Consider the following 11,453-nt stretch of genomic DNA (forward strand, 5'->3'; position numbering starts at 1 on the left):
GCATGGCACTTCACGAACCCGCTCGAAGAGACGACGCCGACGGTGCCGGCGCCGTGACCCGGCCCGACCTCCTGGGCCGCATCGCCGCGCCGCTGGCCGCGATCAACCGTGCGCCGCTGACCTCGTACCACGTGGTCATGGTGGTCACCGCCCTGCTCACCGTGATCGGCCTGGGGATGGTGCTGTCGAGCTCCAACGTCCTCGCGTTCTCCGGCGGCGGCACGCCGTTCGACATCTTCCTGCGCCAGGCGGTGTTCGTCACGATCGGCTGGGTGGCGTTCGTGGTGGCCCTGCGTATGCGCTTCGAACTGCTCCGGGCGGCCGCGCTGCCGATGCTGCTGGTGTCCATCGGCCTGCTCGTCGCCGTCCTGATCCCCGGTGTGGGAATGGAGATCAACGGCTCGCGCAGCTGGATCGATCTCGGGTTCTTCGGGATCCAGCCCGCGGAGATCGCCAAGTTGGCGTTCATCGTCTGGGCGTCGTCGGTGGTGGCCAAGCGCATCCGCACCGGGTACTGGCTCGACCTGCTCTTCCCGGCCATCGTGGGGTACGGGGTGGTCGCCGCCCTCGTCGTCGTCGCCCCCGACCTCGGCATGGCCACGGCGGTGACCATCGCGTTCCTCTGCGTGCTGTGGTTCTCCGGGTACCCAACCCGGCACTTCGTGTGGGTGATCGCGTTCGGCACCGTCGTGTTCGGCGTGCTCGCCGTGACGTTCGCCTACCGCTTCGAGCGCATCCGAACGTTCTTCAACACCTTCGTCGGCGACTTCTCGAACCCGCAGGGCTCGGGGTACCAGTCGTATCAGGGGATGCTCTCGCTCGCGGAGGGCGGACTCTTCGGGGTGGGCCTGGGACAGTCCAGCGCCAAGTGGTTCTACCTTCCCGAGGCGACCAACGACTTCATCTTCGCGATCATCGGCGAGGAGCTCGGCTGGTTCGGCGCTGCCGTGGTCGTCTCGCTGTACCTGGCGCTGGGGTGGGCGGGCATGCGCATCGCGTTGCGGTCGGCCGACCCGTTCCGGCGCCTGCTGGCCGGCACCATCACCACGACGATCGTCCTCCAGGCGTTCATCAACATCGGGTACGTGGTGGGTCTGCTCCCGGTCACCGGCCTCCAGCTGCCCCTCATCTCCAACGGCGGCACCTCGGCGATCGTCACCCTCGCGTCCCTCGGACTGCTCGCCAACTGTGCGCGGCACGAGCCCGAGGCGATCTCGGCGATCCTCAGTTCCCCGGAGCGCCGTCGGCGTCGGTGGTTCACACTCCCGGACCCGCGCCCGTACACCCCCGAGCGCCCGGTCCCGGCCTCGGATGCGCCCGGCCGCTCGAGTGCCGGTGCCCGTCGCTACGGCGCGCCCGTCACCCGGCAGGCGGCCCCGCGGACGCCCGCCGCCCGACCGTCCGCCGCACGGCCGTCCGCGACCCCGGGCCGCGACAGGTCCCAGGGAGCTCGCGGGGGCGCCCAGCCCGCTCCTGCACCGCGTCCGGCGCGCGGCGCTCCCAAGGCCCCGGCCTACGAGTCGATGCCGATCCCGGCCGACACCGCTCGTGACCGGCGCCGCGGGGCCACCGCCATGACCGGTCGCAACGCCCGCCCTGTCCGTGACCGGGAGGCCGAACGTCGCCAGCCCCGGCGCCCCGCACCCGAGCCCGGGTCCCGGCAGTCCCCGCGCGCCGGCACACCGAGCCCGATCCACCGGGGACGGGAACGATGAGCGCATCCCGTACCGGTGGGCCCTCGGTCCTCGTCGTGGGCGGCGGGACCGCGGGCCACATCGAACCCGCCCTCGCCGTGGGTGAGGCGGTCGTCGGGCTCGACCCGGCCGCACGCGTCACCGCCGTCGGCACCCCCAAGGGTCTCGAGACGGAGTTGGTCCCGCGCCGCGGATTCCCGCTCGAGTTGGTCGACCCGGTTCCCCTGCCCCGGAGCATCGGTGGCGACCTGCTCCGTCTGCCCGCGCGACTGGTGCGTGCGGTGCGAGGCGCCCGCGACATGCTGCGCCGGACGGAGGCCGACGTCGTGGTGGGATTCGGCGGGTACGCCTGTGTCCCCGTCTACCTGGCGGCAGCCCTCACCAGGGGCCGTGTCCCGATCGTGGTCCACGAGGCCAACGCCCGCGCGGGGATCGCCAACAAGCTCGGCGCCAGGTTCGCGGTGGCGACCCTGGCGGCGGTCAGCGGCTCCGGCCTTGACGCCCGGGTGGTGGGCAACCCGGTCAGGCGCGCAGTGGCCACACTCGACCGCGCGGCACTCCGCGCCGAGGCCCGCGCGGCATTCGGGCTGGATCCGGATGCGCCGACAGTGCTGGTCGTGGGTGGATCCCAGGGGGCGAGGTCCCTCAACGCCGCGATGGCCGCGGTGGCGCAGGAGTTCTCCGACTCCGGCGTCGGGGTGCTTCACGCCGTGGGACCCAAGAACCTCGCGGACGCACCGGTCGTGGTGGGGGACGGGCCCGCCTACGTGACGGTGCCGTACCTGGACCGCATGGACCTGGCGTACGCGGCCGCAGATCTGATCCTGTGCCGCTCGGGGGCCATCACGGTTGCCGAGGTGTCCGCCGTCGGATTGCCCGCGGTGTTCGTCCCGCTCCCGCACGGCAACGGGGAGCAGGCACTCAACGCCCGTGACCTGGTGGCCGGCGGCGCGGCGCTGCTCGTCGAGGACGCGGCACTCACCCCGGATCACCTGCGGTCCACGATCCTGCCGCTCGCGCTGGACGGCAACCGGCTGCAGACCATGTCCGCCGCCGCCGTCAGTGGCGGCTCACGAGATGCGGCGGAGGTCGTGGCGCGCATCGCGCTCGACGCCGCCGGGAAGGCCCGGCGTTGACCGAGAGCACCACTCCAGAAGCCCGCTCCACCGGAGACGACGTCACGGCGGGGTCTGTTCCCGCCACCCTGACCCGGGTCCACATGATCGGGATCGGTGGGGCGGGAATGTCCGCCGTCGCACGCATCCTCCTCGACCACGGTGTGGCGGTCTCGGGCAGCGACGCCCGGGATTCGGCGGACCTCCGCGCGCTCGAGGCCCGCGGAGCTGTGGTCCGGGTCGGCCACGACGCCGCCGCGCTGGAGGCGCTCGACGCACCGCCGCAGATCGTGGTGGTCTCCAAGGCCGCGATTCCCGCGGACAACCCCGAACTGGTCGCGGCCCGGGCCTCCGGCATCCCCGTCGTCACCCGGTCCCAGGTCCTGGGGCACCTCGCCCGGGCGGGCCGCTCGATCATGGTGTGCGGCACGCACGGGAAGACCTCCACGACGTCGATGCTGATCGCGGGCATGTTGGCCGCCGGCGCGGACCCGTCCTTCGCGGTGGGGGGTACGGTCCTGCAGTTCGGCACCAACGCCCACGGCGGAACCGACCCGGTGTTCGTGGCCGAGGCCGACGAGTCCGACGGTTCACTGGTGCACTACGAGCCCGACGTGGTGATCCTGACCAACGCGGAGCCCGATCATCTCGACCACTTCGGCACGGCCGAGGCGTACTTCGAGGTCTTCGACACCTTTCTCGCCCGCATCCCGGACACCGGTGTCCTGGTGGCGTGCCTCGACGACGCGGGAGCGGCCGAGCGCGCGCGGCGGGCGGCCACCCTGGGGGTCCGCGTGGTGGGTTACCGCACGTCGACCGGCCTGGTAACGGACCTGCCGGTGGTGGGCGAACTCGCCGGGATCGACGTGGACTCGGGCGGGACCCGGGCCGAGCTCACGCTCGACGGGCAGCCGCGCGGCGAGCTCCACGTGGGGACCCCGGGCCGACACATGGCACTCAACGCTCTCGCTGCCCTCCTGGCCGCCCGGGAGGTCGCTGGGGTCGCGGGCATCGACGTCGAGGATTTCCTCGCCGGGCTGTCCGGTTTCGGGGGAGTGGGGCGCCGATTCGAACCCAAGGGTTCGGCTGTCGTGCAGGGCGGACGGGTCCGGGTGTACGACGACTACGCGCACCACCCGACCGAGGTCAGGGCTGTCCTGGGCGCCGGACGGGAGATCGTCGCCGCGGACGGGGGCCGCCTGATCGCCGTCTTCCAGCCTCACCTGTACTCGCGGACCCGCATCTTCGCCGAGGAGTTCGGGCAGGCCCTGTCGATTGCCGACGAGGTGGTGGTGCTCGACGTGTACGGCGCACGCGAGCAACCCGAGGCCGGCGTCGACGGAGGACTCGTGGCCCGTCACGTCACCTCCCCGGTCCATCACGTCCCCGACCTCGACGCGGCCGCGTCGACGGTGTCGGCCATCATTCGGCCCGACGACGTGGTCTTCACTCTCGGAGCCGGCGACATCACCACGCTCGGCCGGAGGATCGTGGCAGGACCCGCGGGGAGCGGGGCGGATTCGTGACGAGGGTCGCGCCGTGACCGACGAGCCACTCGAGCACCCGGCTGTCGAGCTGGACGCCACGACCTCGGACGAGCCGGACACCTCGACCTCGGACGACCCGGACCGGAGGCTCGCCGCAGCCGCCGTGCGGAGCTCCGACGAGCGGGTTCGGCACTCCGACCCGGCGGTCCGTGCCACGCTGCGCAGGCGCCGTCGCCGTACCAACCGCATCTACGTAGGGCTCGGCGTGGCGTTGGTCGTCCTCCTGGTCGGATACATCGCGCTGTACTTCCTTCCGGTGTTCTCCGTCCGGGGTGTGCAGGTGGTCGGGACCAGGACCATCCCCGTGGAGGTGGTGACCGAGCGGGCGGCGGTGTCCCCCGGGACCCCACTGCTCCAGGTGGACACCCACGCGGTGGCGCGCCGCGTGGCGGGGATCCCCAGGGTGGACCAGGTCACGGTCAGGCGCGACTACCCGTCGGGCCTGCGGATCGAGCTGATCGAGAGGACCGCGCTGGTCGTGGTCGAGGTCGACGGCGAACAGCATCTGGTCGACGGGCAGGGGATCGACTTCGGGCAGGGGGACCCGCCACCCGGAACGCCCGAACTCACCGTCGGGGAGGAGGCCCGCTCCGACCTACCCGGGATCGTCCGGGACCTCGCGACGGTCTTCGCGGAGGTCCGGGGGACCGCGGGTCAGGAGATCGTGGCGGTCGACGTGGAGACGCCGGCGTCGATCGTGCTCACCCTCGTCGACGGGCGGACCGTGGAATGGGGAGCCGCGGGTCGCGACCGCGAGAAGGCGGTCGCGTTGCAGATGGTCCTCGAGCAGCCCGGCGAGGTCTGGAACGTGTCGAATCCGGCGCTGCCCGCCTCGCGGTAGACCGACACGCCCGCGAGCCTCGTGGACGTGCGGGGCCGGTGCCCCTACCGTGTGATCCGACGGCGGAAACCGCCTCTGACCAGCAACTTTAACCCTCAACTAGAGGGTGAGAGTTAGGCGAGGGTCTTTCGTCGAGACAGCATGCAACCGAGCACGACACCCCCAAAGGAAGGCCGGGCCTCGATGAGCTCACCGCACAACTACCTCGCAGTCATCAAGGTCGTCGGAATCGGGGGCGGCGGAGTCAACGCCGTGAACAGGATGATCGACGAGGGCCTCAAGGGCGTCGAGTTCATCGCGGTCAACACCGATGCGCAGGCGCTGCTCATGTCCGACGCCGACGTCAAGCTCGACGTCGGTCGCGAACTGACCCGCGGCCTGGGTGCCGGTGCCGACCCGGAGGTCGGCCGCAAGGCGGCGGAGGACCACAAGGACGAGATCGAAGAGGTCCTCAAAGGGGCGGACATGGTCTTCGTCACGGCCGGAGAAGGCGGCGGCACCGGCACCGGTGGCGCGCCGGTCGTCGCGGCCATCGCGCGCAAGCTCGGTGCGCTCACCGTCGGCGTCGTGACCCGCCCGTTCTCCTTCGAGGGCAAGCGTCGCGGGGGACAGGCCGAAGCGGGGATCGAGGGCCTTCGCGAGGCCTGCGACACCCTCATCGTGATCCCGAACGATCGTCTGCTCCAGCTCGGGGACGCGGGCGTGTCCATGATGGAGGCCTTCAAGACCGCCGACGAGGTCCTCCTCAACGGCGTGCAGGGGATCACCGACCTCATCACCACCCCCGGCGTGATCAACGTCGACTTCGCCGACGTCAAGGGCGTCATGTCCGGAGCCGGCAGCGCGCTCATGGGCATCGGTTCCTCACGGGGTGAGGGCAGGGCCTACAAGGCCGCGGAGGCCGCCATCAACTCGCCGCTCCTGGAGACCACGATGGAGGGCGCCAAGGGTGTCCTCATGTCGATCGCCGGCGGCAGCGACCTGGGCCTGTTCGAGATCAACGAGGCCGCGACCCTCGTCCAGGAGGAAGCGCACCCCGACGCCAACATCATCTTCGGAACCGTCGTCGACGACTCTCTCGGCGACGAGGTGCGGGTGACCGTCATCGCGGCCGGGTTCGAGGGTGGATCCCGTCAGACCTCCGGAACGGGTCAGCCGCGACGCGGTCGCCACCACCTGGACGACGACGAGTCGGTCCCGGGCGCCTCCGGCGACACCGGCGGCGCCTCCGGACTCGGATCGACTCCTCTCGACGGTGGCCGACGCGAGGAGCGCCGGGAGTCGGGTCAGTCCGCCGCCGGTTCACAGGGCTCGCGCCGCCGGGACGAGGACGACGACATCGACGTCCCCCCCTTCATGCGGCACTGAGCCGGGCCGTGTCCACCCATAGTCCCGGGCGCGTCCGTCGGGTCATCACCACTCGCCGCGGCGGGGCCTCCACCGGGGACTTCGACTCGTTCAACCTCGGTGACCACGTCGGCGACGCCCCGGCCGCGGTGGCGGCCAACCGGGCCCGGCTCGCCCGCCGTCTCGGGCTGCCGGCCTCGGACGTGGTGTGGATGGACCAGGTCCATGGCACAAGGATCGCCCGGGTCACCCGCTCGACGGGTGGAGCCGTCCCGGCGACCGACGGACTCGTCACGGACCGGCCCGGGTTGGCCCTGGCGGTGCTGAGCGCCGACTGTGTCCCGGTGCTCGCCGCGGACGAGCAGGCCGGGGTCATCGGCGCCGTCCACGCGGGCCGGGTCGGTGCCGTCGGCGGGATCGTCACCTCGCTGATCGGTGCCATGACCTCGTTGGGCGCCCGCGCCGAGCGGATCACGGTCCTGCTCGGGCCGGCGGCTGCGGGGCAGCACTACGAGCTCCCCGACGACCTCGCGGACCAGGTGGAGGCGGCGCTGCCGGGCAGCCGCACCCGGACCGTCGACGGGACGACCGGGGTGGATCTGCGCGCGGGACTCACCCGGCAACTCGCCGGGCTCGGCGTGGTCCGCGTGGATACCGATCCGCGGTGCACCATCGCCGACGACTCCCTCTTCTCCTATCGGCGGCAGGGTCGCACCGGGCGGCAGGCCAGTGTGATCTGGCGCCAGGCCTGACCGGTCCCGCCGGGCCTCGCGCACGTGTCTACTCCGATGCCCTGACCAGGGTGCCGATCTCGATGCCGGAGGCGTTGACCACGTGGAGGGTGTCGCCGTAGACCCGGGCGGAGTCGAGCCCGGCGAGCCAGGTCTGCACATCGGGGCAGGCCATCATCGTGGAGCCGACCTCCTCGAAGGAGACGACATCCCCGTGTTGCTCCCAACTCCCGAACAGCCGGTTGCAGCCGTCAGTGCCCCCGAGCGACCCGTCTTCGGAGAGGACGAGCTGCGGCTGGTTCTCGGCGCCCTCGCCCCAGGTACCCACGGCTGAGACGGGTTCGGCTGGTTCGGGTTCAGCCATGTCGGGTTCAGCTGAGTCGGACACGGCGGATCAGGTCGTCAGCCGAGGGGGCGCGGCTCCGGCGGCGACCCCGTCCGTCACCGGCTTCCGGCGGTGACGAGGGGTGAACGAGCGGAACATGGTGACCGCCTCTCCGCGAACCGACCGTGGGGGTGCGTCGCGAGCCGAAGCTAACACGGGGCGACTCGCGTCGCCCCGTGATCGGCGCGCGGCAAGCGGGTGGCGACCGGTCGGGCGACTCCGATAGGTTACCGACATGCATCGATGTACCCGTCCGGCGGCCGCACCCCGTGTCTGATCCCCGATCCGAGGAGCTGTCCACGCGGCTCGCCGAGACCAGGGAGCGGCTCGATGCGGCGCTGGCTGCGGCGGGCCGTCAGGACGGGGTCGACCTCGTGGTGGTCACCAAGTTCCACCCCGTCGGCGACGTCGTGCGGCTGGCCCGCCTGGGGGTCCGGGACCTGGGTGAGAACCGCGTTCAGGAGGCGGCCGCGAAGGTGGCCGACCTGTCGGCCGCGGACCCGGAGCTGGCGGCCGCGGTGCGGTGGAACATGATCGGCCACATCCAGTCCAACAAGGCCGCCGCCGTGGCCGGTTGGGCCGACCGCGTGCACTCGGTGGACTCGGTCAAGGTCGCGAACGGGCTCGAGAAGGGCCGAGCCCGGGCCGCTGCGGAAGGGGAGCGCACCGGGGTGCTGCCCCTCCTCCTCCAGCTGAGCCTGGACGGTGACACCTCACGCGGTGGGGTGGCCCGCCAAGACCTCCCGGGACTCGCCGATCACGTCGCCGGTCTGGAACACGTGCGATTGGCCGGACTCATGGTGGTGCCCCCGTTGGAGGGGGCGCCGGCCGTCCACTTCGCCGACGCCGCACGGGTGGCGGAGGCGCTGCGTCGCGACCATCCGGGGGCCGACGAGTTCTCCGCCGGGATGTCCGGCGATCTGGAGTCCGCGATAGCCGCCGGTTCGACGTGCGTGCGTGTCGGAACGGCGATCCTGGGACCGCGACCAGTAGTTTGAGGTCCAGCATCGTGGGGCATCTCCCCACGAGGAACGGCCCGCGACGACCCGCATCAGGAAGGTCCCCGGAAGATGAGCGCAATCGCCCGGTTCAAGGAGTACTTCGGAATGGCGCCCGTCGCGGCGTACGAGGACGAGTACCTGGACGACTACGACCGCCCGGTCCACCACGACATCCGCGGCTCCCGTGCACTGCACGAGACCGATGACCTCGGTCCCGTCGCACGCGATCGTCGCGAGGACTACGGATACGCGGCCGACCGATACGGCGACGAGGCATCGCCCCGGCCCCGACTCGCGGACCTGGACCCCGTCGAGGACCACGTCCCCGACCGCCGGCAACGCGGTGGGCTCGACGAGCCCGCTCCGCGCCCGCGTCGCTACCACGCCGCCGAGGCGGGGGCCCGTGCCTCGCTGCGCGGAGTGCCGGTCAGCCGTGGCGCCGTCGCGTTGGCTCCGGAGGAGGACTTCGTCGAGGACGGCCTGGTGACCCTTCCCGAGACCGTGGTCGAGCGTCCGCGTGGATTCGGCGACGGCAAGAGCCTCGGTGAGCACTTCCGCGCCGGCCGCGCCGTGGTGCTCGACCTGTCCACCATGGCCTCCGGTGACGCCCGCCGCATGGTCGACTTCGCCGCCGGACTGGTGTTCGGTCTCGACGGCCGCATGGAGAAGGTCTCCGACCGGGAGCGCACCTTCCTCCTCCAGCCCGCCGGCATGGACCTCACCGAGGCCGAGATCCGCGACGCCGTCAACGGCGCGTTCCGTCGCTGATCGCTGGTGCCCACCCCGCCTGACCGGGTGCCCGCGGCGCGACACCGACCAGTGCCAGTAGGGTTGTCTCGTGCGTGAAACCCTGCTGGTCCTATACATCATCACCCAGGTCTTCTGGTATCTGCTGCTCGCCAGGATCGTCGTGGAGATGATCGCCTCCTTCTCCCGCGGCTGGAACCCCCGTGGTTTCGTGGCCGTCGTCCTCGAGTGGTTGTTCACCATCACCGACCCGCCGGTCAAGGCGCTGCGTAAGGTGATCAAGCCTGTTCGGATCGGCCAGGTCTCCCTGGATCTGTCGGTCCTGGTCCTCTTCGTGATCATCATCGTTATCCAGTTGATCCTGCGGATCATGATGACAAGCGTCGCGTGAGCCGCGTAGCGGGCCGCTGGTGACGCGCGGGCCGAATGTGACTAGATTGGCACGCGTTAAGGTAGTAATGATGTCGTGGGTCCGGTTCGAGAACGCCGGGCCGGCACCCGAGACGATCACGAGGGGTATCCCATGCGCTTGACTCCAGCCGATGTGCACAACGTCGCGTTCTCAAAGCCACCGATCGGTAAGCGGGGCTATAACGAGGATGAGGTCGACCAGTTTCTCGACCTGGTCGAGGAGGAGCTCGGAAAGCTCGTGGAGGACAACGACGACCTCCGTCAGCGTGTCGAGGAGCTGAACAAGGACCTCGAGAAGGCCCGCAAGGCAGCGGACAAGACCGACAAGGCCTCCGGTGACTCCGCGAGCGGATCGGGTGCCGGCCGTGTCGAGGAGCCGCAGGCCGCCGCGCCCGTCGCCCCGGCGCCGACCCCGGCCCCGACCCCTGCTCCGGCTCCCGCCGCAGCCACCCCCTCTCTCGCCAAGAGCGAGGACAGCGGTGCCGCCAACTCGGACACCCATCTGCGGGCGGCCCGTGTCCTCGCGATGGCGCAGGAGATGGCGGACCGTCTCACCGGGGAGGCCAAGAAGGAGTCCGACGGACTCATGGCCAAGGCCCGCGGCGAGTCCGATCGCCTCGTCGGCGACGCCAAGTCCCAGTCGGAGAAGATGGTCGGCGACGCCCGCAAGGAGGCCGACAAGATCCTCGGTGAGGCCAAGAGCAAGTCGGACGGGATCGTCAAGGACGCCCAGACGCGCTCGGATCAGCAGATCAAGGAGGCGCAGGCGAAGGCCGACGCACTGCAGGCCGACGCGGAGCGCAAGCACACCGAGATCATGGCCACCATCAACCAGCAGCGTGGCGTGCTCGAGGGTCGGATCGATCAGCTGCGGACCTTCGAGAAGGACTACCGCAGTCGGCTCACCAGCTACCTCGAGAATCAGCTCTCCGAACTCGGCAAGTCCGGGTCAGCGGCCCCGTCCGCTCCGGCGGAGAACGCCGGTGCGCCCGAGCAGAGCTCCAAGAAGGACGGCGGCCACCGCGCCGAGTAGTCCTCCGCTCTGATCCGTCCGGTCCCCGCCCCTGCCCAGGGTGCGGGGACCGACGTATATTCGGGGTGTGGGTCCGCCCGGGAGCAGGTGCGCCCCATGACTCGCCCCACTGCAGGAGGACCGCATGCTCGTCGCCGCACTAGGACTGACGATTCTCGGTTTCGCCTTCCTCGTGTCCGCCGTGGCCACCGGTCAGATCGGGTGGGCCTGGGCCTGCATCGCGGTCGGGGCTCTGGGGCTTCTGCTGCTGGTCATGGACCTCATCCGCGGTAGAGCGTCGCGCGACGGGTCGGGGCAGGGCCCGTCCGGCGTGGCGGGCGAGGCGGAAGAGGCGGGAACCCACACGGACAGGTAACATCAGCCCATGTCCGGCGGTGAGCCGGACGCGCTGCGATCCGGCCATCACCGGGGAGCGCTCGGAAGAACGGCCGGTCCCGTGTTGGGGTCGGCTCAGTAGAACCGAACGGGGGATCCCGGCTGAGCCCCCGACCCACGAGTGGGCGTCGCACTGTCGTCGTCAAACGGGGTGGTACCGCGGACGGACGCGCCAGTCGTGTCCGGATCGTCCCCGAGCGCAGGCCTGTCGGCCCCACGGTTGCCA

The 11,453-nt window shown here is 71.1% G+C and carries 12 protein-coding genes; 11 read left to right on the forward strand and 1 reads right to left on the reverse strand.

Annotated elements, in window-relative coordinates; all coding sequences use genetic code 11:
- Nucleotides 1-2: 2 nt before the first annotated feature.
- The 6 genes from ftsW to pgeF all read left to right on the forward strand — a co-directional run bounded on the left by ftsW (nt 3) and on the right by pgeF (nt 7,296).
- Nucleotides 3-1,715: a putative lipid II flippase FtsW gene (ftsW, locus tag A6048_RS06430; protein WP_244911059.1), complete on the forward strand. Its 1,713-nt coding sequence runs from the start codon at nt 3-5 to the stop codon at nt 1,713-1,715.
- Nucleotides 1,712-2,830 carry an undecaprenyldiphospho-muramoylpentapeptide beta-N-acetylglucosaminyltransferase gene (gene murG / locus A6048_RS06435; protein WP_107748305.1) on the forward strand — a complete coding sequence of 373 codons (1,119 nt, stop codon included), beginning with the start codon at nt 1,712-1,714 and terminating at the stop codon, nt 2,828-2,830. The genes ftsW and murG overlap by 4 nt, the downstream gene beginning before the upstream one ends.
- Nucleotides 2,831-2,913: 83 nt before the next feature.
- Complete coding sequence (murC, locus tag A6048_RS06440) at nt 2,914-4,335, forward strand: UDP-N-acetylmuramate--L-alanine ligase (protein WP_216694275.1); 1,422 nt, start codon at nt 2,914-2,916, stop codon at nt 4,333-4,335.
- Between the two features lie 13 nt (nt 4,336-4,348).
- On the forward strand, nt 4,349-5,197 hold the full coding sequence (locus A6048_RS06445; RefSeq protein WP_235027435.1) for a cell division protein FtsQ/DivIB: 849 nt from the start codon (nt 4,349-4,351) through the stop codon (nt 5,195-5,197).
- A 183-nt stretch (nt 5,198-5,380) separates the two neighbouring features.
- Nucleotides 5,381-6,565 (forward strand): cell division protein FtsZ, encoded by a 1,185-nt coding sequence (gene ftsZ / locus A6048_RS06450; RefSeq protein WP_107748307.1) that lies wholly within the window; start codon nt 5,381-5,383, stop codon nt 6,563-6,565.
- A gap of 8 nt (nt 6,566-6,573) precedes the next feature.
- Entirely contained in the window at nt 6,574-7,296 is a 723-nt protein-coding gene (gene pgeF, locus A6048_RS06455; RefSeq protein WP_107748308.1) for a peptidoglycan editing factor PgeF, read from the forward strand.
- Between the two features lie 28 nt (nt 7,297-7,324).
- Here the strand turns inward: pgeF and A6048_RS06460 are convergent, their stop codons facing one another.
- Nucleotides 7,325-7,639, reverse strand: coding sequence for an META domain-containing protein (locus A6048_RS06460; protein ID WP_107748456.1), 315 nt, complete (start codon nt 7,637-7,639; stop codon nt 7,325-7,327).
- A gap of 290 nt (nt 7,640-7,929) precedes the next feature.
- On the opposite strand from A6048_RS06460, the gene A6048_RS06465 reads away from it, so the two are divergent.
- The 5 genes from A6048_RS06465 to A6048_RS06485 all read left to right on the forward strand — a co-directional run bounded on the left by A6048_RS06465 (nt 7,930) and on the right by A6048_RS06485 (nt 11,207).
- Nucleotides 7,930-8,658 (forward strand): YggS family pyridoxal phosphate-dependent enzyme, encoded by a 729-nt coding sequence (locus A6048_RS06465; protein WP_107748309.1) that lies wholly within the window; start codon nt 7,930-7,932, stop codon nt 8,656-8,658.
- A gap of 72 nt (nt 8,659-8,730) precedes the next feature.
- Nucleotides 8,731-9,429 (forward strand): cell division protein SepF, encoded by a 699-nt coding sequence (locus tag A6048_RS06470; protein WP_107748310.1) that lies wholly within the window; start codon nt 8,731-8,733, stop codon nt 9,427-9,429.
- 70 nt (nt 9,430-9,499) lie between these two features.
- Nucleotides 9,500-9,799: a YggT family protein gene (locus tag A6048_RS06475; RefSeq protein ID WP_107748311.1), complete on the forward strand. Its 300-nt coding sequence runs from the start codon at nt 9,500-9,502 to the stop codon at nt 9,797-9,799.
- Nucleotides 9,800-9,931: 132 nt separating this feature from the next.
- On the forward strand, nt 9,932-10,852 hold the full coding sequence (gene wag31 / locus A6048_RS06480) for a DivIVA-like cell division protein Wag31 (RefSeq protein WP_107748312.1): 921 nt from the start codon (nt 9,932-9,934) through the stop codon (nt 10,850-10,852).
- A 124-nt stretch (nt 10,853-10,976) separates the two neighbouring features.
- On the forward strand, nt 10,977-11,207 hold the full coding sequence (locus tag A6048_RS06485) for a hypothetical protein (protein ID WP_107748313.1): 231 nt from the start codon (nt 10,977-10,979) through the stop codon (nt 11,205-11,207).
- Nucleotides 11,208-11,453: the final 246 nt, after the last annotated feature.

Origin of the sequence: Dietzia psychralcaliphila, assembly GCF_003096095.1 — a bacterium.
GTDB lineage: Bacteria > Actinomycetota > Actinomycetes > Mycobacteriales > Mycobacteriaceae > Dietzia > Dietzia psychralcaliphila.